Origin of the sequence: Vibrio alfacsensis (assembly GCF_019670485.1) — a bacterium.
GTDB classification, from domain to species: domain Bacteria; phylum Pseudomonadota; class Gammaproteobacteria; order Enterobacterales; family Vibrionaceae; genus Vibrio; species Vibrio alfacsensis.
On record NZ_AP024166.1, the window covers coordinates 763,133 to 787,345 of the forward strand.

Genomic DNA, 24,213 nt, shown 5'->3' on the forward strand with positions numbered 1-24,213 from the left:
ATCCTAACGGCACTTTTGCCACATTTTTACACATAGAAACATCGTTAATTGATATTGAGCGTATCCGCCATAATTACGATGTTTCGGCCTTTGTCTTTTGCTGCATACAGGTTCTTATCAGCATCTTCAAAAGCTTGTTCTAAGCCAGTTTGGCAAGCTTCTAGAGTTATTGCGTTATCTGATGTAGTTATAGGAACGGCACCCACAGAAATGGTCACAACACCGGACGGTTCATTTTTAACATGAGGAATAGCCATCTGTTCTACAGCACGTCTGACGCCTTGTACTTTGGTATGTATTTCATCTATGGTATCGCCATAAATAAGTAAGGCGAATTCTTCACCACCTAAGCGAAACGCTGGTTGAGACTCCCCTAAATGCTCATTAAACACCTTGGCGACCTCACATAGCGCATTGTCCCCCTCGGTATGCCCGTAGGTATCATTAAACTTCTTGAAATTGTCGATATCACACAACACAAAACACACGTATTTATGCTGCTGAAGCCCGTTAAGTACAAGCGTCGGTCCCATACGGTTGTATCGAAAGCGAGAGCCTATCCCAGTTAAAGTGTCCGTATCCGTCTGCATACGCAGTACTCGTAACTGATTTTTAATTTTGGTAATAAGGCTTGAATACGCTCGTGCCAAATCACCAATTTCATCTGAGCGTGTAATTTCTGGAATATGTGTTTGATCGATCGTTTCAATGTCCTTTTTCATTGACAGCGACAAGCGAGTTAGTGGACTGACAATCCATATCGTCACCATATAGATAAGCACCATCGATATAAGCGCGGCAATAATCGCCTCATAAACAAGCTCTGTAATAAGCTGCAACTTGAATGCATCCAAATCACTTGCATCCAAAACTACCCAAATGTATCCCCCATTGATATTGCGCAATGGAACACACACATGTAATACCGAATGGAGTGAATCGTAGAAATAGTCCAACTGTCCTAAAGATGCTTTGCTCCAAGGTAGTTCAATAGTCGCACTAAGTTTCTGACTTGAAATCAAAGCATCAAGGTCAATGCTGGTTTTATTGACGAGGTAGCCCAACTTTTTCTGCTTAAGCGTATCTTCTGCGCCTGTTTTCGATAACATTTGCTCTAACAGTGCCTTGCGCTGCTTGAGTTCATTGACTTCTTGGTCAGACACATCCGTTCGCCAGACTTGATGATCTTGAGACAAATAACGTACGGAAACAGGTTGCTTGGTGTAATCAGAAACGCCCGAAATTTCGAGAAATAGCAACTTATCAATCGCACGGAGATCTTCTTTAGTAGACGGCATCATTAAATTGGCGTAATTACGGCCGGCGATAGAAGAAGAAAAGAACGTCATTTGAGCAGAGAGGTGAGATTTCGTAATGGCAGCAGCGTGCTCGATTCGCATTTCCCACTCGCTTTGATAGCGAGCAAATGACATGCCCAAAATGATAGACAGGACTAAAAACAGATGCGATACAAAAAGCATCTGATTTATCGTTAATAAGCCAAATAAACGCTTACTCAACGGAGTGATTACTTATCTTTGTAAACACCAAGCACCGGTTCAGCGCAAGTGCCATTGATACAGATATCTTGATAAGTGGTATGGCAACTTTGACAAAAACTTGGCTCTAAACTTGGGTGTGTATGACTGACGTCTTTACCCTCGCGATCGTAACTGCCGTAAATCGCTAACCCACCAATATGTTCCGTTACCCAAACAATGCCATCCACTTCTGAGATTGCAACGGCTGTTGGTCCATCCGTATAAGGGCCATGCGTTTTATATTGTTCCAATTTAGATGGATTGACGCGAATAGTCAGTGGCGAACCTTGCCCATTGTTTATCCAGCTGTAAGCTCGGACAGATTCTTGTATAAACAAGGAAGTATCAGGCGGAAGAACCGTATCAGCAGGTAGGTTTTGTGATTCTTTCACGACTGGCCAATCTTGCCACCCATCCGGATAGCTCGCCATAGATGCCGCGAATGCCCCCATCGATACAACACTTAGCAATAAAGCTGTAACTCCAGCTCGCCTACGATCTAGCATCTGTTACCCTCCTTGGACGTGATCGGCAATATTAGGCGCGAATTCTCATATATCCATAATATGAACAACCGCTTGAATAGATGATGGTATCAATTAGACGCATTAAATGCATCTAGTTTCCCTGCAACAAAATCTAATACGTGTAAACATTTTCTACCAGCTCAAGCAAAAACGTTAAGAAGAGTGTGCGAACACAAACATACTTAGATTCAATCCAATAGTTCAGAAGCTCGTGTTTATTATTGAACGAATGATGGGTACAAAAAATCAAACAATTGAAAATACGAAAGTAATAAATTAGCAGGCGAACGATAATTGGATGTAACGAATGGATGACTAAGGGATTAGGATGACAATCAGGAAAGACTAAAGGGGTAGTATTGAGACATATTTATGAGATGGAGGCGCCTCCCGGAGTCGAACCGAGGTCCACGGATTTGCAATCCGCTGCATAGCCACTCTGCCAAGGCGCCATCTTGTTGCTTCTGAATGAAGCTGTTTGAAGTATCAGCACGACAACTGCCGTTCCGATGGGGCGTACTTTAATGATTTATTCTAAAGAGTCAAAGAAAAAAACACTCTTTTGGTTTGTTCGATAAAAAAAGCAACACATTGCCGACTTAACATCCTAATACTGCCCTATCGCCTATTATTCTTAGCTTTTATTGGCACCGAATATTGTAAGTTTACGCGTATTCAGTTCAAAACCAAATAGAGTTATCGGCTACCTTACTAAGCACTAAGCACTAGAATATAAGCCGAAAATAAACAAACGCCCTACTTCCATTCTTTAAAAATTCATTCTTTAAAACTCTGAAACGGAAAAGCCCCGTCACATGGACGGGGCTTTCAAAATTCTTTCGCGATAATCGTTATCGAATGGAGGCGCCTCCCGGAGTCGAACCGAGGTCCACGGATTTGCAATCCGCTGCATAGCCACTCTGCCAAGGCGCCTTACCGATAGTGTTCTCTAATAAACTTGTATTTGAAGTAGATGGTGCCCCGGGCCGGACTTGAACCGGCACGACTCGAAAGTCGAGGGATTTTAAATCCCTTGTGTCTACCAATTTCACCACCAGGGCAACGCAATCATGCGATGGTAACACCATCTGTTTCAACGACTTTCGCCGTGAGAACGAGGCGTACTTTAACCCAATTAAATTTTCGGTCAACAAAAAAATTAGTTTTGAGCATTCAATCGCTTAACATACAGACAAATCAATTATAAAACATGCAATTTGGTTAAGTTTTAACAACGGTAATCACGTATTCAAGGCACGTTAAGATTCAGCTAGGTAAAACCCAATCAGAACAAGTAAGCAAAGTCGGTGATCCAAGTAATAGCTCAAAGTTCACATAAGACCTCGCCCGATAAGGAACGAAAATTATTGATAGTCCGTTATCATGAGAAACATGCCGAGTTATATACTACGATTGGCCTCAGTTACTACTGGTTGATATAGAAACCAAACTACTGATTGGTATAAGCGGCTATGATCGCTAGAAACGACTTTGATCGCTATAAGCGGACTAGAAGGGGCATAAACGGACTGATCTAGAAACGAAAAAACCCCGTCACACGGACGAGGTTTTCAATGTTCTTTCTCGATAATCGTTATCGAATGGAGGCGCCTCCCGGAGTCGAACCGAGGTCCACGGATTTGCAATCCGCTGCATAGCCACTCTGCCAAGGCGCCTTAATGATACCAATACCCTAAGATGAATATTGGAGCGACACACGAGGTTCGAACTCGTGACCTCAACCTTGGCAAGGTTGCGCTCTACCAACTGAGCTAGTGTCGCATTCATGTCTACTGACATAATGATTGATGGTGCCCCGGGCCGGACTTGAACCGGCACGACTCGAAAGTCGAGGGATTTTAAATCCCTTGTGTCTACCAATTTCACCACCAGGGCAACGCAATCATGCGATGGTAACACCATCTGCTCCAACGACTTTCGCCGTGAGAACGAGGCGTACTTTAACGCATTTAGATTCTGGGTCAACAAAATTTTTAGCTTTTTTATTCAAGTGGTTAAAACAGAAACACCAGAGATTACAACTCAATCACTTTGCTCAAACTCACACCATTTCATTCTGGAAAATACGTGTTACCAGAAAACGTTTTTCTTCCGAACCTGCATTTTACACCAATTAAATGACGACATATTAAAGGTCTGCTTTTCATTTTTCCTTAATAATCCCATCTTAAGGTTAAAACTTGGGCAACTCACCTTACCGTTATGTGAAACCATTAAAACGATACCAATACGAACGTTACGCAGTTCTCTGTAGCTTAGCCTACCCTAGAATCTTTAAGCAGACTCGATATGGGTTTGATCCAGATGGACAGCGGGTCATCAAAAACCAGTTCGGCAAAACCATGATCCGTGTACTTTGGAGCAAGAAACGCACAGAAGTGGTGGTCGTGATAAAAGGCTCCCACAATCTCTCGGATTGGTTACTGAATTTTTTCATCTGGCCACGTCGTTGTCACCACTTAGGCCTGCGTTACCGAATCCATAGTGGCTTCTATCATCTACTATTCCAAGAAAGTACACCGAGCAGAAATCAAGACCGTTTGGGCCTGAGCGTTCTAGAAAGGCTCGAAGCCACTGTTGTTCCACTGATCTTGCAAGGGAAACGCATTACTGTCACTGGGCATTCGTCAGGCGGGGCGATTGGTTGCGTGTTTGCTGATTACCTTGAAAAGAAATACCCCAAATGTATCAAGCGTGTTGTCACTTTTGGTCAACCTGCAATTGGAGACTGGGCGTTCAAAAAGCACTATCGACTGGGTCATAAAACCTATCGCATCTGTTGCGATATCGACATCGTGACCTTTATGCCTCCGCTACCCTTTCTCTACTGGCATGTTGGAAAAATGCTGTGGTTATATAACGGCAGGATTTACGAAAACACCCCTACTTTGATCCGCTTAGCTCGCTCTATTGTGAGTTGGCTTATTCGCCCTTTTTCTTATCACTTAATGAGCAAATACATCCGCAATAAAGATTTTTTCGACGAGCGATAATCCAGAGATATAAACACCTGATAGCTCAAAATACGAGTCAAACCTGAATTAATGAAACGAAAAAAGCCGAAAAGCAGCAAGCGTTTCGGCTTTATGAAAGTCACACAATGGAATCAATTTCTCACTGTAATTTGCAAAGGCGTTATAAAGAGGCTATTTCTCGATCCAGTTGATACTTACGATCAGTAACAATGCGCTCCAGTACTTCGACTCTTTCAGTTAGAGCGGCTACCTGTTTTTTAAGCGCATCACGCTCTTGCGTTGAAAGCTGATTACGTTCAGATACCTCTAACGCTTTCACATCTTTACGATGCTTTAAGACCATATTGACGATACCACCACCAAATATTGCCCCAAATACTATAAATACTATCAATACGTCTTCCATAACGTCTCATTCCTTTTATGTTATCTGCATCCAAGTCATTACAAGTTAAGCATTTATGATATAAATATCAAACTCAAATTTCATCATATGGATATATAACTTGAGTATCACCACACAGGAAAAAAATCACAATATTAAGCGCAACAATTACAATTGCGCTTGTAGCGGTCCATCATCCCTATTCCTGGGTTGAACGTATTCGTTGGGTCCAACTCATGGTAAAACTTCTGCAAACTACTTTCTGCTTCATACAGATGACCAACATTGTGTTCGGCTGGGTATTTCGCACCGCGGCGGTTTAAGTGCTCCAACATAAGCTTCTTCATTAACTTGGTGTCGGTGCCTTTCTTAAATATGTAGTCTTGATGGAAGACGTAACACATAAAGTGTCCGTAATAGAGCGACTTAACCAGATTCTTACTCACTTCTTCTGGTAACGTCTCTAGCCATTCATCATCGTTACGACGTAACGCAATGTCTAGCGCGACAATGTCCTCAACCTCTTTACGATGGATAGTTTCATAACGAATAGCGGCCCCCGCTGCGGCAAAACGATGTAAGTAAGCTTTTTTACCCTCTTCCGGCGTACATTCAAAATAGTCACAGTCGTCATGAGCATTCCACACGGTTCTTAAATACTTCTGCGCTTCTTCGATGCCCCCATCACTCATTTTAAGTACAAGATGGTGTTCATATTTGTCACGAAACGCCAACATACGTGGTGGCAAATGTTGGGGAAACAACTTACTCACGTAGTACAGCATGGTATCGGGAAGATATTTGTTCACGAGGGGCAAGCGATCTAAAATATTCTCAACTTTTGCTTTGAGTGAAAACAACGTTGGCAAATTATCCGTTCCCAAACGATCAATCGATAAAAACACGTCTTTGCCGTAATTTTCTGCCATGTTGAAAATATCACGGTGAAGATACTCCCCCATTTCTGGCAAGTGATTAAATTGAGTCAGAAAGTCTTTTCTTAACTGAGTTAGTTTATTTGGGTCATTGGTTCCGAGATAAAAAACCTGTTCTTTGTCTGGGATTGGATAACTGTCGACACGAACTGCAAACACCCCCAATTTGCCAGCACAACCACTCGCCTCAAATAATCGACGTTCATCAGCATTGAAGCGGGACGGAATATCAGAGGTGACGTCACGGACACGGTCATCATATTCTTTATCTGATGCCATGCGCGAATCATGAAGTACCTTATCTGGGTCAAAATTGCCGTCTTGGATGTTTTGCAAAATTTCTTCTGGTGAAGAGCCTAGCCCCTCAATACCTAAATGATTAACCAGATTCAATTTGCCTTGTTTATCCACCTGAGCAAATACGGCAAGTTCTGTATAAGCGGGGCCACGTTTCACTAGCGCCCCACCAGAGTTATTAGCAATACCACCAACCACAGTCGCACCTAATGTGGATGAACCGATCACAGAATGCGGCGCACGGTTAACCGCTTTTAGTGCTTTCTCTAGAGAATGTAAGCTTGCACCAGGTAAACATACCGCTTGCTTACCCCCATCTAGCAAATATATTTGCTTCATCTTGGTGATATTAATCACCACTACATCACGATCATAATCACTACCACTTGGCGCAGACCCCTCGGTTAACCCTGTTTTGGCTGCTTGCATGATCACGATGCAATTGTTTTCCACACATTGCTTTATTACATTCCATTGCTCTAAAAGCGTATTGGGGAATACCACGGCAAGTGCTTTACCGCCACCTGAGCGAAAGCCTGTACGGTAGTACTTTGTTTTAATCTGATCAGTCAGAACGTTTTCTTCTCCGACAACGGCTTTCAGTGTCTCAATTAACTGCTCTTGTTTCATATCCTTCGCTCTAATCCCCAAATCTTGTATCGCTGTCAGGCTGACGTTGTTTATTAACGATTCAATTCATTTCATTCGTGAAACAATAGCAAAGCTTTTTGTTAACAAATGTGCGCCAAATCGAGGAAACCAAAAGGTGTATGCCGCTGTTCTGTTTCAAAACAAATGTGAGAAAGATTGCTCAAAAGGGATCGTAGGAAAGAAAAGAAAATATAGGGAAAAGGGAAAGTGAGAAAGTGAGAAAGTGGGTATAACTGGACTGTCAGGTTGCTCACGCAAAACAACAGGCGCAAAACAACAGCCGCAAAAAACAGACACAAAAAAACCAGCTTTCGCTGGCTACTGTTCGATGTTTATACATCGTAATGTCACGACTGAACTCGTGTCGTAAAATGGAGGCGCCTCCCGGAGTCGAACCGAGGTCCACGGATTTGCAATCCGCTGCATAGCCACTCTGCCAAGGCGCCTTTATTTTCAACGCTTTGAAGACTGTGCCCCGCTGCGTTGGTTGCTACTTTACGGATTCCGAAAATAGAGTCAAACAAAAACCTATCTTTTTAAGTTTGTTTGCTTCGTTTTAAATCAAATGGATCATTATTCGATCTAATTGCACATTTCTTGTTTAGCCATTTGACACTCGTTGAAACAAACGCCCCACCACATTGGGATGATAAGACCAAGTATGATCAAACATCGACATCAATGCAGGATTTCCATATTTGGACAAGCTGATCGCATGGAAACGGTTTTTCTTGGCTTTTAATGCGTCAACTTTGGCAATCAACTCATCCTGCTGCTTCGGCGCAATAAAGTCAGAAATGACCACTAAATCTGCATTTTTATATTTATCACTGCTCATGAGGTCTATTGATTTGATCAGTGTGGGCTCTAAATCTGTACCACCATGAAAGCTGTACGTCAGAAAGTCCGCCGCTTCGCGTAATCCATCTTGGCGAGTAAGCTCATAAGTAATGTGTTCTGTTGAAAAGATGATAACGTAACAATCACGTTGCTCTGCTAACGCTATTTGCATCAATGCATAAGCCATCCCTTTCGCACATTGTTCCGGGAAACCACTCATAGACCCCGACGCGTCCACACAGACAATAAATGGCCCTTTCTCTACATCAACGGCTTTGTGATCTGGTTTATGGGCTTTTACTTTACGCAAAGTGCGAGACTTACCTTGCGTACGATAGTTCATCAAGCGTTTATCAACGAGATGTTTGTAAAACACGACTTCTAGCTCTGGATAAGCCAGAAACATGGTCTCATTAGGCAGCAGCTTGTTAAGATCGTCACTCTCATGGATACCGACGATATCATCCGTTGCTTCGTCGCTCTTTTCCTCGACCATTTGCAACTCTTCAGCGGGAGCACGGTTAAGATCAGGATCATTCACTTGGCCCGCCATACGTCCAAGCTGTTCAGCGATGTCTTGTAAGCCTTTGTGCTTTTTCAAAAACTCCGCATGACGCTTCATGACCGTTAAGTCCGTTTTACTCAGCTTGGCCGATGCCATGTCCCAAAGACGCCCAACGCTTTGCTCATCACCAGATTCTGTCACTTTGTCCATACTGCGCATCGTTTCCATACGCTGGTACAAATCCTCAAGGACTTTCTCTTTGTTGGCCTCGAGCTCAGTCAACTGCGCTTGTTTTATCGCATCGGCAAGGCTCTGATACCACTGGTCACAAAAATAATGTGGGAACATAGGATTATCAACACCCTTGTTCTTCTCCAACATTCGACGAGCCTGCATGTAAAACGCAGAGTGCCACTCCAGCTTTTTGATCACATCATCAATACGTTCAAAGAATTCTTCTTCGTCCCAGTAGATGACTTCTTGATACAGTGCAAGTTCTTGCTGAAAACGCTCGGTTTCACAGACTTTCGTCATGCGCTTTTTAACGTTGCCACGCCACTTGAGAAGATGGTTTTTGACCGAAGATTTCATTCCTCGGTTCTCGGACATCATTATGACTTGAGAGCGCGCCATGAGATCGTTCACTGCCCCATCGATAATGCCAGAATCCGCTACCATGAGCGCTAAATTGAGTCCGTCTGCACCTAACATGTTGTCTCCTTAAGAGAAAAACTGATGTAAGTTCTTAAAGCGTTGAATGATCTTCTCGCTTTCACCTTGGATAGACTCAAGTCGTTGAGTGACCTGCTGCAGACTCGACTCCATAAGACGTGGTAATTCTGGATCCACGAAACTATGTGGTAATGCGCCATGAAAGTTGGCTTTAACTTTACGCATATGATGCTCAGCGTCCGCGAGTTGGCTGACCGCTTTTTCACTCTGCGACAACCATTTTTGATAAAGCTCAACATCTAACCCTTGCTGAGTCACTAAGCTCACTAAAACGCCGCGATTAGCGATATCTCGGATCACCAAGTTGTTCGCAGCATCGATATCAAATCGAATACGACACATTTTGGTATTTTGGTTAACGTAACCATAAACATCACCGTGCCCCTCTTTAATGACACGATCTAATTCATCTTTTGGCACGTAAACCCAACGACTATCGCCTTTTTCAGCTTCAGAAACCGACATGTTGCTTTGCAAGATCACAAGCTTCACAAGATTAACCGCCGCACCCACTTTGTACGATTTTGCTTTTGACGTATCAAAACTCATGGTCTCTTTGCGCAGTAACCCAGTCGCCGTTTCGGTATTCAATGTCATGCGGTAGGCATCTTCTAGTTCATGCTGAACGTCCACTAAAGATTCTCGACAGTATTCAATCTCTTGCTCTGCCTCTTGCTGATCAAAGGCAAATTTTAATGCAAAGTCCTGAATAACAGCGCGCACAACGTCACGCGATTCTGGGCTATTCCAAAGACAGTCTTGAAGAAGCAAGAGGTCGAGCGGGTTGATTTCATCACGGCCATTAAAGAATGCGCTTGCCTTGAGCAGTTTTACGGCTTTCTTCCAACGGCGATCTGACACATACATCTCGGTAAGAGAAGCATCGCCAAACTCAGCTTCAACTTTACTCTCTAGCATGGATTTTAACTGGTACAGTTTTTCGAAAGCATTATCAGTGAGCGTCAGTTTATCCAGCTGCTGCTGCCAACGATGATACTCTTCATCAGTGATTGCCAACCCCTCTGGTATTTGCGCTTCCTGAGCCGTCCCCACCGTCAGCATCGATTTAAAATTCTGTTTATCTTGAATGCGATTTACAAACACGCGCACAAGCATCCGGTCATAGAGCGCGTCTAAGCCGCTATCTTCATCTGGCAGTTCATTCGATGCAGATACCAATAAGCGCATAGGAACGCGTTCAATATCACTGCCATTTTTAAACGTCTTTTCGTTCACTACCGTTAACAATGTATTAAGAATCGCAGGTCCGGCTTTCCATATTTCATCTAAGAAGACCACTTGTGCGGTTGGCAGGTAACCTTTTGTAAGACGAACGTAGCGCCCGTTGTCTTTTAATTCTTGAATGCTTAATGGGCCAAAAACTTCTTCAGGGGTTGAAAATCGCGTCATCAAGTACTCAAAATAACTGCTGTTATCGAATGCTTGGATCAGACGTTTAGCGATTAAGCTTTTGGCAATACCAGGAGGCCCCAAAAGAAACACACTTTCACCCGATAAAGCGGCAAGTAAACAAAGTTTGATCGTGTGTTCACGCTCATAAACGCCATCAGTTAAGGCTTTAGCCAGCTTATTGATACGCTCTGAGAGAAGCGCTTTTTCGGCATTTGATGCGAAAGATGGTTGTATCATAACGGCTCCGGCTGTTGAACTGATGCTGTATATATAATTTTATACATTTGTTATAACTTTGTTACAAGTGTATTTTTTAGTGAGTCTCGTTTATACCAGATGCGCTTCGCGCGAGTGCACGAGCAACCAAAGTTTTCATTTATGGGAGATAAATCACTGAAAGCCGGGGGCTTATTAGGGTATGAGGACACTTTTCTCTTTTGTTTCTGTGTGTTTATGGTTAATGTTCAAAACACATCGATACGCAGTGACAGTCAAGGTTTGAACTGCAATGAGCAATACTATTCATACATGGAAGCAAATTTCTTTAGTTGAAGAACAAATCAAACTTCCAACTGGTCGGACAATTACCCACACCACTATCCAACACCCCGGTGCTGCCGTTATCTTACCCATTACTTCGGACGGGGAAATTGTGCTGGTGAATCAGTTTCGTCCCTCTCTAAACAAATGGCTGCTCGAATTACCGGCCGGTACGCGTGAAGGCGATGAAGAGCCTTTGCATTGCGCCCAAAGAGAGTTAGAGGAAGAAACTGGGTACAGCGCAGAAAAATTTACCTCGCTTGGTCAAGTCACGCCATTAGCTGGATTTTGTGATGAGATTCAGTATTTATTTGTTGCTGAACAGCTTAACAAAACCAATCGATATGAATGTGACGATGACGAAGTGATTGAAGTAGTGACGCTGTCACTAGAAGCACTCGAACAACAAATTATTCAAGGCATTATTACTGATGCCAAAACTATTGCTTGCCTAAGCAAAGCTCGTCTTTGTGGTTATATTTAGGTCATTTCGACCGAGGAGAGAATTATGGACTTTCGATCAGATACCGTTACCCAACCAACACAAGCCATGCGTGAAGCCATGTTTACCGCTCCGGTTGGCGATGATGTTTACGGCGATGACCCAACGGTAAACGACTTAGAGCAATTTGCCGCAGAGCTTGCCGGATTTGAAGCGGCGATGTTCACCACATCAGGCACACAAGCTAACCTACTCGGTTTAATGGCGCATTGTGAGCGCGGCGATGAGTACCTGTGTGGGCAACAGGCTCACAACTATAAGTATGAAGCTGGCGGCGCCGCAGTTTTGGGGTCAATTCAACCTCAGCCTATTGAAAACAACCCTGACGGTACATTGCCGTTTGATAAATTAGAAGCGGCAATCAAACCAGATGATGCGCACTTTGCTCGCACCCGCCTACTGAGCCTTGAAAACACCATCAACGGTAAAGTGCTTCCTCTTTCTTACCTTGCACAAGCTCGCGAGTTCGTAAACAAACACAACTTACAAATGCACCTCGATGGCGCTCGTGTGTTTAACGCAGCCGTTGCATTAGATGTACCTGTAAAAGAAATTGGTCAGTACTTTGACTCTATGACGATCTGTTTATCAAAAGGTCTAGCAGCACCGGTTGGTTCACTATTGCTTGGTAGCAAAGAGTACATTGCAAAAGCACGCCGTCTAAGAAAAATGGTCGGTGGTGGGATGCGTCAAGCCGGCATTCTTGCGGCAGCAGGTAAACTGGCACTGACAGAGCAAGTCGAACAATTAAAACAAGACCACATCAACGCGAAAACATTAGCCGTAGGCTTAGCGCAACTTCCTGGATTTTCGGTAAATCCTGATTTAGTGCAAACCAACATCGTCTTTGCCAAACTGGATTCGCAAGTCGATATTGCTGGCATTGCTGAAAAATTGAAACAGCAAGGCATCACCATCACACCAGGAAATCCGGTTCGCTTTGTGACGCATAAAGACATTTCCGTGCAAGACATCGATACGCTTCTCTTAAGCCTAAAAGCCTTAGTTTAAATTTTGTGCTTTAAGCGGTTTGATGTTTTAGCGTTTTGATATTTTTATCTTGGCCTGCTTGGTTTTGCCAACATAGTTTGAGTATCTAGCTTCTCACATTGGGAAGCTAGATACTCACATTGGTAAGCTAGATAGCACTTCCAAAAACTAAACAGTACTTGGCCAAATCGTTATTATTTATTTCGAGAACTTCCATGCATTCCATGCTTAAACACGCGCTATTTGCGTCTGTTCTTCTTTCTTCTTCGGCCGTAATCGCAACACCTTTTGGTGATGCAGATAAAGGCAAACATAAATCACCTAGCTGCATTTATTGTCACGGTGCAACCGGGATTTCGAATAATGATTCATACCCGCACCTTGCCGGTCAAAATGCGAAATACCTGTATGATTCAATGAAAGCGTATAAAGACGGTTTACGTCGTGGTCCATTAGCGGACATGATGGCGGCACAGCTAAGAATGTTAAACGATGATGATCTACGCGATGTCGCTGCTTTTTATGCACAGCAGTCACCGCAAGCAAAAGACTGAACATTGAAAGATAGTGGCCCAACTAGGCTCGCAAAGGTGAGCTTAGTTATCCGCACTAAAAAACAACATTCCACCAATATTTTTAACCAATAAAACATTGATATATAACTCAGCCCACCTCAGATCAAATTATTGATGAATTTATAGTTCGCCAATTCACTTAATATTGACTTTTTATTCCGTTTTATCGATATTTCATGCTTTCTAAATTTCGACGTGAAATAGGTTATGTCTCACACACACGCTCAGCCATCGGAATCGGCGGCAACCCCAAAATCATGGCAGATGCCTGATACCCTCATTTTGATTTTCATTGTTGGTATTCTTGCTGCGATTCTTACCTACTTAATCCCTGCTGGCCATTTCGATAGCCAACAAGTGACTTACATGGTCGACGGTGCAGAAAAAACACGTACTGTTATCGACCCAACGTCTTTCGCTTATGCAACCGATGAAAACGGCGAGTTGGTATACAACACGGTTAGCCTTTTCGCTTCTGGCGGTGGCATCGGTTTGATGAACTTCCCATTCGAGGGGCTTGTATCTGGCTCTAAATGGGGTAGCGCAGTTGGCGTTATTATGTTCATGCTGGTTATCGGTGGTGCATTCGGTGTGGTTATGCGCACTGGTACTATCGACAACGGTATCCTACGTCTTATCGACAAAACTAAAGGCAACGAAGCACTATTCATTCCTGTATTGTTCCTCCTATTTTCTCTAGGTGGTGCTGTATTTGGTATGGGTGAAGAAGCGGTGGCATTCGCAATCATCATTGCTCCGCTAATGGTTCGCCTTGGTTACGATGGTATCACCACTGTGATGGTGACGTACGTTGCAACGCAAATTGGTTTTGCGACCTCTTGGATGAACCCATTCTCTGTCGCAATTGCACAAGGTATTGCCGGTATCCCTGTTTTATCTGGTATGACGGTTCGTATGGCTCTATGGGCTGGCTTTACTCTGATCGGTATCGCTTTCACTATGCTTTACGCTGCGCGCATTAAGGCAAACCCTGAGTTTTCTTACAGCCGCCGTACAGACAAATACTTCCGTCAACAAGAGCTAAGTAACCACGATTCTCGTTGGAACCTTGGCGACACACTTGTGATCCTAACGGTAACCGCAACCACGATTTGGGTTGTATGGGGCGTAGTCGCAAACGCATGGTACATTCCTGAAATCGCCTCTCAGTTCTTTACGATGGGCTTTGTGGTTGCAATCATTGGTACTATCTTCCGCCTTAACGGCATGACTTTAAACGGCGCTGCTGATGCATTTAAAGAAGGCGCTGCGATCATGCTTGCCCCTGCTCTACTTGTGGGCTGTGCAAAAGGCGTACTATTGATCCTTGGTGGTGGCACAACAGACGAAGCAAGCGTACTTAACTCGATTCTAAACAGTGCGGGTAGCGCAATCAGTGGTCTTCCTGATGTGGCAGCAGCATGGTTGATGTACGTATTCCAATCGGTATTTAACTTCTTTGTGACGTCAGGCTCAGGCCAAGCAGCGCTAACCATGCCACTGCTTTCTCCTCTGGCAGACATCGCAGGTATTACTCGTCAAGTTGCGGTACTTGCATTCCAGCTTGGCGATGGTTTAACAAACATCATCGTACCGACTTCAGCATCTCTAATGGCAACGCTAGGTGTGTGTCGTATTGACTGGGGTGACTGGGCGAAATTCTGCTGGCGCTTTATGCTATTACTCTTTACCCTATCGAGCATCGTCGTTATCGTAGCTCACATGATGGGTTTTGCGTAAACTGAATACTATTTAGTCAAAAGGCGAGACGGGTTCTCGCCTTTTTTATTTCAAGCCAATTGGTATGTACCGAAGTAGCTACAAAATGTGCCGTTCTACGAGAATGCTCCGTATTTTGTCGTTTGACGTTACTTGGGTATAGACATCAACATCGATGTTTTTTGGAGTATCCGCTTTAATGGCAACACAATTTTTGGATGACGTAATTCAAGGTCATCAAGTCATTCAATCTCTTGATGTAACAGACTTACCTGCGGGTGAGCATAAGTTTTGGTTCCGCGTCGCGACCAATGCAATTTCTCAGTGGCAGCATTTGCCTGTGTCAGTTTTCAAAGGCAACAAGCCTGGCAAGAAAATCATGATCACAGCCGGTGTTCATGGTGACGAATACAATGGTGTTCTCGCTGCACAACAAACGGCACGTGAACTGATCGGTGCGGATTTAGCGGGTACAGTGACCATTGTCCCGATGATCAACTTAACGGGTATGTTGAATCATAGTCGTGATTTCTTCTCTGCCGATCCTGATGCCTCTCCAGCGAACTTAAACCGTTTCTTCCCTGGTGATGCGAACGGCAACGAAGCAAACCGTTTTCTGCATGCGCTTTGGAACCATTTACTCAAGCCGAACGCAGAGCTTGCGATCGACTTACACACTCAAACGAGCGGCACGGTTTACCCACTCTACGTGTTTGCTGATTTCCGTATTGAGCAATCATTAGAAATGGCTCGCCTGATCAACCCTGACGCTATCTTGAATGATCCAGGTGATGCAGGTGTACTTGAAACCGTATGGAACAACAGCGGCATTCCAAGCATCACCATTGAAGTGGGCATGGGTCGTTACACGGAACAAGAACTGATTGATCGCACCGTTGTTGGTATCTTTAACGTACTAAAACGCCACGATGTCATTTCTGGGCAACCGAACGAACTTATTCCATGCATTGAGGGTCAAGACGTTGTGAGCATCCGAGCGGAACTGGGTGGCTTTGTTCTCCCTCAGGTTAAAATGATGGATGTGGTTGAACAAGACCAATTGCTTGCTATTCAATACGACAGCTTTGGCGATGAGATCCAACGCTATACCGCACCAACAAGTGGTACTGTATTAAGTCACAACATCGAATCGATTCGTGCGCCAGGCTCTTTAGTGGTTCGACTAATTAAATAGTTATTTTTGCGGTGAATATTTTTTAGCCCTACCAATTTGGTAGGGCTTTTTATTTCTGGTTTATTTCATTTTGTGTGACATCGTCACCAAACACACAAGCAATGCACACACCAACAAAACGATCCCAAGATTTTGTAGCATTCCTGCCAAACCTAACCCTGTGCCAATCATGAGATAATACATCAACCCTAATAGCGCGCCTGCACTACCCGCTTGTTGTTTATAGCCCACTAAGGCAGAGCTCAACACGTTTGGGATTGCAATGCCAAATGCCATCACAACGAACAACATTGGAACTAAGAACCAAATAGCTTCTTGCATCAGAAACACACCAAAACTGCCGACGAATAAAAGTGCAGAAGCAAACCAAAGAAGATTTGATTGTGAGCGCCCTTTAGCAAGCAGCGCTTTATTCATCAAACTGCCGATTAATGTCCCAACACCAAGTACAACGCCGCTGTACCCAAATTGTTGTGAGCTAAACCCCAACTGTTCAAACGCAAATGCCCCTAATTGGTAGTATGAGAACAGAGCAATGTTGTATAAAGCCACCAGCATCGCTGAACGCCATATTTGCCCATCTTTTACCATTCTTGCAAACAGCAAACCGATATTTAAAGGCTGCTTTTGCGTTTGTGTTTGTGTTTCTGGCAGATTGATTGCGTTATAACTCAGCAAGACTATTGCCATGATACACAACGCCAAAAACACCGTTTGATAACCACCAAATGCCGTTAGTTGACCACCAAGCAACATACCAACAACAGGACTAACTGAAATCCCCACCCCCATAATACTAAAGACTTTTCCTAGCTCCTCACCAGAAAAGCAATCACGCAGTATGGTTTGAGTAATCACAGAGCCAACAGCGATACCAAATGCACTCATCGCTCGAGCAAGCATAACCACCTCAAAGCGCTGCGTTTGCATCGCAATCAATGTTGATACACCGTAAACCAATAACCCTGACAGCATGGTTGGCCGTCTGCCCCACTTGTCCGCCAATATTCCCCATATCACGACACCAATGGCGAACGCCGAAAAATAGATAGACAAGGTTTGTGCTGCTTGTGAATACGTCACTGAAAATGATTGTGCGATATCACCAAGTGTTGGGCTATAGATGGTTTCTACAATTTGCGGAAACATCAGCATAACCACCATCAAACCAATAGACGGTTTCGTTTTCATTTTTACCTCTTTACTCCACGCTCCACCGTTTAAACACGGCTTTTGTGGATAACAAACTTAACTTGGCGAGCAGTATAGATAAGGTTATGCTTTACCTATTAACAACATTAAGACCAAAAACATCAAGATTCGGACAAATGGCCATTATTGACGACAATACTCAGTTCAACGCAGATACGTTGGTGGCAAACGTGGTTGGTATTGCCGCCGATGTTGGTAAGCACGACTCAGGCATGCATGACCACAAAAAAGGACAGCTACTCTATGCACCTCAAGGATGCATGACGCTTGCGCTTGATAATTCAATTTCTATTTTGCCGCCGACTAAAGCGGTGTGGATTCCGCCTCATACTTTCCATAGAGCTATCATGACGAATGTAGTCGCGTATCGTTCGATCTATTTCAATTGTTCTGAGTATCCGTGCCCTACTGAGTTTGTAACGATTGAAGTGAACGATCTGCTTAAAGCGCTTATAGATAAAATGGCATTGTGGGATTGGGATATTGAAGCAACAAAAACGCAGGCAACAACCGCACTTTTTTGGGAGGAGTTCCAGCAAGCTAAGCAATTTGAGTTTAACTTACCATTGCCCTCAGACAGACGCTTATCTTCATTTCGCAAGTCTGTCATGAAAGATGAGTTTATCGCCCCAGAATTAATCCAATTGTCACTCACGATTGGAGCAAGCAGCAAAACTATTACCCGATTATTTAAAGCAGAAACCGGCATGTCCTATCAGGATTGGCGCCAGCAATGGCGTTTATTCAAAGCGATAGAACTGTTGTGTGAAGAACGACAAGTCAGTGATGTGGCCCATTGTTTGATGTTTTCATCCGACAGCGCATTCATTGCGTTCTTTAAAAAACAAACTGGACAAACACCACTGAGTTTTATGAAACATCGAACCTTATTATAAAATTCTGTCTTAACGTTAGTGACTAAGATTTCAATTCAAAGCACTTACTGCCTAACTCGTTTCTGCCCCTTTCCTTGTTAGTGCAAGCACTCTTTCACGGACTGCTAGCTCAAGCTGTCCATGTGAACACTAATAAAGCTCATAGAGTGGTAAGTTCACATGATTTCAAAGGCGGTGTAATCAGCTAACATAGAGTGGATTAAGGTTTACCTCATTATTTTACAAAGTAGATTACATGTAATACTGCGGTTCAAAAGAACGGAAGTCCTACTCTGCCAACGTTAAGAGTTATTAGATACAATACGGTTGAACCAAAACGTGCCCAGTCTGTAACACATAAATTATGATACAAGCCGCAGAGATTATGAACGAAAGAATCGCAATCCAATGACTTAGTTTGGCGAAGATACTTATTTGTAAGAGTCGATGAATGAGGTTAGACCTTGCTTCTGATTCAAAATATGAAAATGCCCAAATCCCATTAAAAATGATTGAAAGAGTAAAGCCAATCGACGCGACTTTGAGGGCCAATGAGTCTTGGATTAGGGCGGCATCCCCGACAATCGCAAAATAAAATGCCATACTTGTGGCGGTAAATGCATGATGGATCCATTTACCCGTTTGATTTTTGATTGCTGAAGTCACCGCTTTCTCCCGCCTGGAATCGTAACTAAGTCATTGTAAAAATTATATTTATAGCTGGTAATTGTATTCCAAGCGAACATTTGTACTATCTAATGATTTTCCCCAGTTAACAAAAAAACGCACGTTTTGCTTAGAGTCAATTTGATAACTGACTGTAGCTTCATGTAAAAAACCAAACATTGATTTCAGCTGATTATCTCCCCCTAATTGGGAAGAATAGGTAGGGTTGTAGTTCATCCAGACATCATCACTGATGGCAAGCTTAGAATAGAGCCCAACAGTGGCATAGCTGGCTGGTATTTCATAACCTTCATTGTCTTGAAGAACAATGCCTGCTCCCGCTAAAGGGTATAGCTCTAGTGGTCCAAATGCGGGAAGCGCTTGGAGAAAAGAGTATGATGCGAGCCCACTTTGCTGCTCAAAGTTCCAGTTAAAATCAATTTGACTACCCATACCATTTGAGGTGTTGACTTTAAAGTGACGGTACCGCCCTTCGTTAATGGAATCATTGCCCTCTAAACTTAAAGAATCACCCAACGCCCCTTTAAGCTCTAGAACATGCATTGCGATTGTTTCTGGGTCCATGGTGTCGTATGCGCTACCAAGTTTTAAATTGAGCCCTTTGTTGGTGATCCCGCTGCCTACTTGCGTGTAAACGGCCATAGGATCACTCATGTCTTGAAGGCCGTCTGAACCAGTTGAATCAGAAGCAAGAGCAATAGTATTGGGTAGTACAGCAATTAATGCCATGAGCAATTGTGATTTCATTTCTATGCCTTTTTATGTTTACTACTCGTCATTGAGCGGTCAACACATTTTCTATTTGTGATGCTTATCCAAAACATCAAACTGGTTACAAATGTTAATGAGTCTCAGGCGAGGAATGAAATAACTAGATTAGCGTTAATAAATTACTGTTGGTTATTTTATACCTTTGTGTTTTTCGTAATGGAATACCAAAACATAAATGCTAGCTATCACATAGCCAGGCAATCCATTGAATTGTAGTTGATGACCATGACTTGATCGCATTGTTACCTAGAACAGAAAGCCTAAATATAACTATTTGGAATATTTTAATGTGCACTAAATCATTTCAGTTAGGCTCACTGACTTCCCTATTATTGCCCCAGTTGATTAACTCCTTCTAAACAACAGAGGCAAATTATGAAAAAGACTTTACTAGCGGCATCTCTAGCACTACTAACAACAACGGTTACTAATGCTAGCACTACTCTAGACGATACAGATTTTACTGGATTACGCGTATACCATCATATGGAAAACATGGTTGAACATATTAAGGCTAACGGCATTAATGAGTTTGAGCACCCAGACATAGCGGACCATACATTCTTTGTTATCACCCCTGCGCTTGATCATTTGTACTCAAAGGCTGTGCTAGATGTACGCAATGGCCCTGTCATCTTAGAAACCCCGCCACGCGACAACCGTTACGCTTCGGTTCAAATTATCGATTCAGAGCATTTTACTCTATACGCTGAGGCGTCACCTCAAGAGGGCGGCAAATACCTGATTACTCGTCAAGGTGCAGATTACGGCATACCAGAAGGGGACTTCACTGAAATCATCGAAGTGAATGACGATCTGCCATTTTTGTTCATCCGTACTGAAACTAAAATGTATCGCGACGACGGCTACGCAGACCAAAATCGCCGTCAACTTAAACTAACTCCAGTGGTTGCAGCAGAGCCTATAACACTCCCTAGCACACAAGATCCACGCGAAGTGATCAATTTTGCGATGTCATTAAACGATGGCTGGGAAGAAACAGAACCTTACATGCTGAATGCATCTACTGCTTACACGTATGAGCGTTATGAGAAAACCGTAGACTACATTACGTCACAAATTGCCAACGGTGTATTAGTCAATAATGAACACGGATTTGAGCCACCAACGCACCCTGACGCTAATGGTGACAACATAACTCGCGCCGCCATTACGCATATCGGTCACCTAGGTTTCCCTGCATACCATGCTTACTATGAAAACATTCCAATGTCTCCAGAGGGTAAGCCTTTGAACGGATCTGAGCCGTTTGTGTTGACGATGGAGCACAACTTAGATCTTGATTACTTCTGGTCTGTCACTCGCTACAGCTCGGCTACACGCTTACCGTTAGATCCAGCCACTATTGATGGCAGTAACCGTCAGGCATTTGCACTGCACAATACGATGCCAGACGAGAACGGTATGGTAACCATCACCTTCAGTGCAGATGACCCACAAAATGGTACTTACTGGATGCCAGTGATCGAAGGAGAGCAGTATTACTTTGTCGCACGTTACTACGGGCCACGTGAAGGTCTACAGGGAAAAACAGCAGCAAGTATTATGTACGAAGGCACGCCGCTAGAAGCTATCTTTGCGCCAAAGGCTTCATTTTAAAATAAACTGACTGCGATTAAGCCATCACCAGTAGTGCCATTTTTTGCATTCCAATGGTGATGGCTTCTTTATTTTCGACTGGTAAGCCGTGAGTTTACCTTTGTTATTCACTCCGAATCGAACTGTGATAACCTATTCGAACTTGCGCAATAGGAATCACTCATGAAAGATATTGAAATGCTGAGGCTTGATTTTAATAGCTTGAAGTTACTAAAAATTCTTGGTGAAGAAAAAAACACCAAGCGCGCGGCAGAGCGGCTTTTTATTAGCCAGCCAGCGGTGAGTAAGTCACTCAAGAAGTTACGAGAGCAATTTAATGATCCCTTGTTTACGCGTCGACTACATGGATTGGAGCCCACCCAAAAGTGTGAAGAACTGCTTGCTCAACTTCCTGATATTCTCTCTAGGCTAGAGTTTTTGTTCGAGCAAGGAAAGAGCTTTGATCCATTCACCTATACGGGAGAAATCAGTATTCACCTTAATACGGTGCTTTATCATCCTCTTATGGGTGCTCTATTCAATCAACTTACAACGCTTGCCCCCAATGCCACGATTCGATTTGAAAACTGGTCAGGCGAGACTGAGCACAAGATCAAAAACAACCAAGTCGATTTAGGGATCAACTTTGAACCCATTGCTCTATCGAAAGAAATCATTCAAAAGCCAGTGCGTATCTCTAGAATTAGGATGTGTTGCCGTAAGGACCACATACTGACTACTCAAGCTAAATTTACTGCAGAAGACGTTGTTCAGCATCCCCTCGTTTTAATGCTCATGCCAGATTATAATCCTGGAGAAAATTACGCCGCCATCTATTTAAAAAGCAGAGGGTTAACACCCAAAATATTGTTGCGCTCCGATAAGATGGAGTTGTGTTTTGATGCGGTGAGAAATCATAATGGGCTTCTTCCCGTAACTGAAATTGTTGAACATATTTTACCCAGCGATCTTACCATTTTACCTTTATCTCATTTGGACGGTATTCCAGAGTATTCCATTGGTTGTTTTTATTCTCACCGAACGCGCAATTCTCCTTATACTCAGTGGCTTAATGATGTCGTGGCTTCCGTTATTAATGATTTATTGGAAAGCAATGAACAGAGTGAAGATTAAAGAACAGTCGGTTCTAAAAACCGACGGGGACAGGTCTAACCTTTTTCGTGTAAGGGTTTTGCTCACTTAAATTAATTTATGAATTACTAATTTAGTGAAGTCACTGACTCAGTTTTGTCCAAAAATGAGCTGTAAGTACAAACATTGTCTGTGAGCACCAAGCGATTCTGTCATACCTTAATTGCTGAGTATCGGTCAGTTTAGCCATTAGCTTAGAAGCGCATCTTTTAAGATTCCTAATCTCGCTTAGACTCGCCGGAATGACCCAAAAAACAAGGCGAACCAATTGGCTCGCCTTGTTTAATGAAATTTGATGACTCAGTTTTGGCCTAAGTCTTGTTGCGTTCAGCAATATTAATTCGCTTTTGATGCCGCGTGCTGCTCTACCATGAACGCGATGACTTCTGCATTTAAGCAAGATTTACTGACGTATTGACGTTGTTTACCAAGATGAATGATGAAGCCTAAATCGGTTTGCTCAAGTTGGTCGATTTCATTCCAAGCGATACTACGATCGATTTTACCGCTTTTGTATCTCACACCGTTTGCGTTAACTTCAAACACTACTTTACTTCCACGGCTCGAGCTGATGTTTTGTCGCCATAGCCACCAGGTACGTTTGCAATAAACACTGAACGCTTCAATCACACTCAATACAATAAAGAACCAACCGACATAACCGTTAGGTAACAGCTCAAACTCTAATAAAACCACACCAAAGATTAGAAAGAGTATCCCTTTCCAATAAGCTTGTGGGAACTTAACCGGCAGGCTCGTTTGATCATAACACTCCGCAAAGAAAGGCTTGTCGAGCGTGTATTCTGTGGTGAAATCGAAATCTTTAGACATGTACGGTTACTTTAAGGTTTCTGTGAATGAGTATTCTTAGTTGCACGCTTGCAACGCGAGTATTATATCGCTTCTCAGGGCTGATCTTTAGTATTTTTGATTCTGTTTTGTAAATCAATAATACCGAAAACGCTAGGACAAGAGCTTTCTGAGATTCTTTGTGTCACTAATGCTCTAGAACAACGGCATCGTATTACGCCAAGATCAAACAAGGCGAACCGTTCGATTCGCCTTGTTATTACTCACGATGATTTTTACTTTAGCGGGTCATTGTCTGGCAACGCACTATGAATCCATAGTGCCAGTCTGTGTTTGATGTTTGCGCCGTCAAGTTTGCTATCAGGTAATGGCGTGATCTGTTTAGCATCAACCAAGAATAGATAAATCGCTTTTACTCTCAAAGGCTGCGGTGATTGAGGGAGGTCAAAACCTTGCATCTTTGCCATCTTCCCGGCAATCTCAAGTGCCTTTTTTACCAGTTTATCTTCATTATGAAGCTTGGAACTTTTTGACATTGATAAAATCCTCTTCTTCGCTTTGGCTAAGCATACAGTAAGTGTCACAAATGGCGTGTTAGTCAGCTCTCATATTGATGATATTACGCCCCACAATCCGTTAACTGATTGAAAAATGAACTTAATCATTCACTTTCTATACTGAACGGTTCTTCTCTTACATGCTACTTAAAGGTTGGGTAATATCAATTTACATATTGTTACAACTAACTGTGAGATAAATTAATA

At 43.1% G+C, this 24,213-nt stretch carries 19 protein-coding genes and 7 tRNA genes; 9 read left to right on the forward strand and 17 right to left on the reverse strand.

Translation table 11 applies throughout. The annotated features are described in order from the left end of the window. Positions 1 to 44: 44 nt before the first annotated feature. The 8 genes from VA249_RS17860 to VA249_RS17895 form a co-directional block, all read right to left on the reverse strand. Positions 45 to 1,481: a sensor domain-containing diguanylate cyclase gene (locus tag VA249_RS17860; RefSeq protein ID WP_221072173.1), complete on the reverse strand. Its 1,437-nt coding sequence runs from the start codon at positions 1,479 to 1,481 to the stop codon at positions 45 to 47. A gap of 47 nt (positions 1,482 to 1,528) precedes the next feature. Further along, positions 1,529 to 2,047: a hypothetical protein gene (locus VA249_RS17865; RefSeq protein ID WP_128812956.1), complete on the reverse strand. Its 519-nt coding sequence runs from the start codon at positions 2,045 to 2,047 to the stop codon at positions 1,529 to 1,531. 399 nt (positions 2,048 to 2,446) lie between these two features. After that, positions 2,447 to 2,520, reverse strand: a tRNA-Cys gene (locus VA249_RS17870). Between the two features lie 407 nt (positions 2,521 to 2,927). Then, positions 2,928 to 3,001, reverse strand: a tRNA-Cys gene (locus VA249_RS17875). A gap of 41 nt (positions 3,002 to 3,042) precedes the next feature. After that, positions 3,043 to 3,129: transfer RNA gene (locus VA249_RS17880), tRNA-Leu, on the reverse strand. 541 nt (positions 3,130 to 3,670) lie between these two features. Beyond that, positions 3,671 to 3,744 (reverse strand) — tRNA-Cys (locus tag VA249_RS17885). A 30-nt stretch (positions 3,745 to 3,774) separates the two neighbouring features. After that, positions 3,775 to 3,850: transfer RNA gene (locus VA249_RS17890), tRNA-Gly, on the reverse strand. Between the two features lie 27 nt (positions 3,851 to 3,877). Further along, positions 3,878 to 3,964 (reverse strand) — tRNA-Leu (locus VA249_RS17895). Positions 3,965 to 4,293: 329 nt separating this feature from the next. On the opposite strand from VA249_RS17895, the gene VA249_RS17900 reads away from it, so the two are divergent. Then, positions 4,294 to 5,082, forward strand: coding sequence for a lipase family protein (locus VA249_RS17900; RefSeq protein ID WP_221072228.1), 789 nt, complete (start codon positions 4,294 to 4,296; stop codon positions 5,080 to 5,082). 142 nt (positions 5,083 to 5,224) lie between these two features. Here VA249_RS17900 and VA249_RS17905 read toward each other — a convergent pair whose 3' ends face one another. The 5 genes from VA249_RS17905 to VA249_RS17925 all read right to left on the reverse strand — a co-directional run bounded on the left by VA249_RS17905 (position 5,225) and on the right by VA249_RS17925 (position 11,059). Then, positions 5,225 to 5,470 carry a nitrite reductase gene (locus VA249_RS17905; RefSeq protein ID WP_128812957.1) on the reverse strand — a complete coding sequence of 82 codons (246 nt, stop codon included), beginning with the start codon at positions 5,468 to 5,470 and terminating at the stop codon, positions 5,225 to 5,227. A 134-nt stretch (positions 5,471 to 5,604) separates the two neighbouring features. Continuing rightward, on the reverse strand, positions 5,605 to 7,311 hold the full coding sequence (gene dld, locus VA249_RS17910; RefSeq protein WP_221072174.1) for a D-lactate dehydrogenase: 1,707 nt from the start codon (positions 7,309 to 7,311) through the stop codon (positions 5,605 to 5,607). Between the two features lie 393 nt (positions 7,312 to 7,704). After that, a tRNA-Cys gene (locus tag VA249_RS17915) sits at positions 7,705 to 7,778 on the reverse strand. Positions 7,779 to 7,933: 155 nt separating this feature from the next. Beyond that, positions 7,934 to 9,388: an ATPase RavA stimulator ViaA gene (gene viaA / locus VA249_RS17920; protein ID WP_221071840.1), complete on the reverse strand. Its 1,455-nt coding sequence runs from the start codon at positions 9,386 to 9,388 to the stop codon at positions 7,934 to 7,936. Positions 9,389 to 9,397: 9 nt separating this feature from the next. Continuing rightward, positions 9,398 to 11,059 (reverse strand): ATPase RavA domain-containing protein, encoded by a 1,662-nt coding sequence (locus VA249_RS17925; protein WP_211917139.1) that lies wholly within the window; start codon positions 11,057 to 11,059, stop codon positions 9,398 to 9,400. A gap of 271 nt (positions 11,060 to 11,330) precedes the next feature. Here VA249_RS17925 and VA249_RS17930 point away from each other — a divergent pair, with 271 nt between their 5' ends. The 5 genes from VA249_RS17930 to VA249_RS17950 all read left to right on the forward strand — a co-directional run bounded on the left by VA249_RS17930 (position 11,331) and on the right by VA249_RS17950 (position 16,343). Then, complete coding sequence (locus tag VA249_RS17930) at positions 11,331 to 11,846, forward strand: NUDIX hydrolase (protein ID WP_221072175.1); 516 nt, start codon at positions 11,331 to 11,333, stop codon at positions 11,844 to 11,846. Positions 11,847 to 11,870: 24 nt separating this feature from the next. Next, positions 11,871 to 12,875 carry a low-specificity L-threonine aldolase gene (gene ltaE / locus VA249_RS17935; protein ID WP_128812962.1) on the forward strand — a complete coding sequence of 335 codons (1,005 nt, stop codon included), beginning with the start codon at positions 11,871 to 11,873 and terminating at the stop codon, positions 12,873 to 12,875. Between the two features lie 203 nt (positions 12,876 to 13,078). Then, positions 13,079 to 13,408: a c-type cytochrome gene (locus VA249_RS17940; RefSeq protein WP_128813513.1), complete on the forward strand. Its 330-nt coding sequence runs from the start codon at positions 13,079 to 13,081 to the stop codon at positions 13,406 to 13,408. A gap of 228 nt (positions 13,409 to 13,636) precedes the next feature. Continuing rightward, positions 13,637 to 15,169 carry a putative basic amino acid antiporter YfcC gene (gene yfcC, locus VA249_RS17945; RefSeq protein ID WP_128812963.1) on the forward strand — a complete coding sequence of 511 codons (1,533 nt, stop codon included), beginning with the start codon at positions 13,637 to 13,639 and terminating at the stop codon, positions 15,167 to 15,169. Positions 15,170 to 15,347: 178 nt separating this feature from the next. Further along, entirely contained in the window at positions 15,348 to 16,343 is a 996-nt protein-coding gene (locus VA249_RS17950; protein ID WP_221070003.1) for a succinylglutamate desuccinylase/aspartoacylase family protein, read from the forward strand. Between the two features lie 60 nt (positions 16,344 to 16,403). Here the strand turns inward: VA249_RS17950 and VA249_RS17955 are convergent, their stop codons facing one another. Next, the gene (locus VA249_RS17955; RefSeq protein ID WP_221070005.1) at positions 16,404 to 17,534 is read right to left on the reverse strand and encodes a multidrug effflux MFS transporter; all 1,131 of its coding nucleotides are present in this window, start codon (positions 17,532 to 17,534) and stop codon (positions 16,404 to 16,406) included. 137 nt (positions 17,535 to 17,671) lie between these two features. Here VA249_RS17955 and VA249_RS17960 point away from each other — a divergent pair, with 137 nt between their 5' ends. Continuing rightward, positions 17,672 to 18,451 carry an AraC family transcriptional regulator gene (locus tag VA249_RS17960; protein ID WP_225927126.1) on the forward strand — a complete coding sequence of 260 codons (780 nt, stop codon included), beginning with the start codon at positions 17,672 to 17,674 and terminating at the stop codon, positions 18,449 to 18,451. 693 nt (positions 18,452 to 19,144) lie between these two features. On the opposite strand, the gene VA249_RS17965 is transcribed toward VA249_RS17960, so the two are convergent. Then, positions 19,145 to 19,864, reverse strand: coding sequence for a hypothetical protein (locus VA249_RS17965; RefSeq protein WP_225927127.1), 720 nt, complete (start codon positions 19,862 to 19,864; stop codon positions 19,145 to 19,147). Between the two features lie 399 nt (positions 19,865 to 20,263). Here VA249_RS17965 and VA249_RS17970 point away from each other — a divergent pair, with 399 nt between their 5' ends. After that, complete coding sequence (locus VA249_RS17970) at positions 20,264 to 21,508, forward strand: DUF1254 domain-containing protein (protein WP_221070009.1); 1,245 nt, start codon at positions 20,264 to 20,266, stop codon at positions 21,506 to 21,508. Positions 21,509 to 21,670: 162 nt separating this feature from the next. After that, a complete protein-coding gene (locus VA249_RS17975) occupies positions 21,671 to 22,621 on the forward strand; it encodes a LysR family transcriptional regulator (protein ID WP_221070011.1) in 951 nt (316 codons plus the stop codon). 354 nt (positions 22,622 to 22,975) lie between these two features. Here VA249_RS17975 and VA249_RS17980 read toward each other — a convergent pair whose 3' ends face one another. Then, complete coding sequence (locus VA249_RS17980; protein ID WP_221070013.1) at positions 22,976 to 23,470, reverse strand: YcxB family protein; 495 nt, start codon at positions 23,468 to 23,470, stop codon at positions 22,976 to 22,978. A 254-nt stretch (positions 23,471 to 23,724) separates the two neighbouring features. Then, a complete protein-coding gene (locus tag VA249_RS17985) occupies positions 23,725 to 23,985 on the reverse strand; it encodes a DUF5062 family protein (RefSeq protein WP_128812975.1) in 261 nt (86 codons plus the stop codon). Positions 23,986 to 24,213: the final 228 nt, after the last annotated feature.

Coding starts and splice junctions, on each gene's coding strand:
- VA249_RS17860 (WP_221072173.1), bottom strand. CDS start 1,481: ATGCTTTTTGTATCGCATCTGTTTTTAGTCCTGTCTATCATTTTGGGC.
- VA249_RS17865 (WP_128812956.1), bottom strand. CDS start 2,047: ATGCTAGATCGTAGGCGAGCTGGAGTTACAGCTTTATTGCTAAGTGTT.
- VA249_RS17905 (WP_128812957.1), bottom strand. CDS start 5,470: ATGGAAGACGTATTGATAGTATTTATAGTATTTGGGGCAATATTTGGT.
- dld (WP_221072174.1), bottom strand. CDS start 7,311: ATGAAACAAGAGCAGTTAATTGAGACACTGAAAGCCGTTGTCGGAGAA.
- viaA (WP_221071840.1), bottom strand. CDS start 9,388: ATGTTAGGTGCAGACGGACTCAATTTAGCGCTCATGGTAGCGGATTCT.
- VA249_RS17925 (WP_211917139.1), bottom strand. CDS start 11,059: ATGATACAACCATCTTTCGCATCAAATGCCGAAAAAGCGCTTCTCTCA.
- VA249_RS17930 (WP_221072175.1), top strand. CDS start 11,331: ATGAGCAATACTATTCATACATGGAAGCAAATTTCTTTAGTTGAAGAA.
- ltaE (WP_128812962.1), top strand. CDS start 11,871: ATGGACTTTCGATCAGATACCGTTACCCAACCAACACAAGCCATGCGT.
- VA249_RS17940 (WP_128813513.1), top strand. CDS start 13,079: ATGCTTAAACACGCGCTATTTGCGTCTGTTCTTCTTTCTTCTTCGGCC.
- yfcC (WP_128812963.1), top strand. CDS start 13,637: ATGTCTCACACACACGCTCAGCCATCGGAATCGGCGGCAACCCCAAAA.
- VA249_RS17950 (WP_221070003.1), top strand. CDS start 15,348: ATGGCAACACAATTTTTGGATGACGTAATTCAAGGTCATCAAGTCATT.
- VA249_RS17955 (WP_221070005.1), bottom strand. CDS start 17,534: ATGAAAACGAAACCGTCTATTGGTTTGATGGTGGTTATGCTGATGTTT.
- VA249_RS17960 (WP_225927126.1), top strand. CDS start 17,672: ATGGCCATTATTGACGACAATACTCAGTTCAACGCAGATACGTTGGTG.
- VA249_RS17965 (WP_225927127.1), bottom strand. CDS start 19,864: ATGAAATCACAATTGCTCATGGCATTAATTGCTGTACTACCCAATACT.
- VA249_RS17970 (WP_221070009.1), top strand. CDS start 20,264: ATGAAAAAGACTTTACTAGCGGCATCTCTAGCACTACTAACAACAACG.
- VA249_RS17975 (WP_221070011.1), top strand. CDS start 21,671: ATGAAAGATATTGAAATGCTGAGGCTTGATTTTAATAGCTTGAAGTTA.
- VA249_RS17980 (WP_221070013.1), bottom strand. CDS start 23,470: ATGTCTAAAGATTTCGATTTCACCACAGAATACACGCTCGACAAGCCT.
- VA249_RS17985 (WP_128812975.1), bottom strand. CDS start 23,985: ATGTCAAAAAGTTCCAAGCTTCATAATGAAGATAAACTGGTAAAAAAG.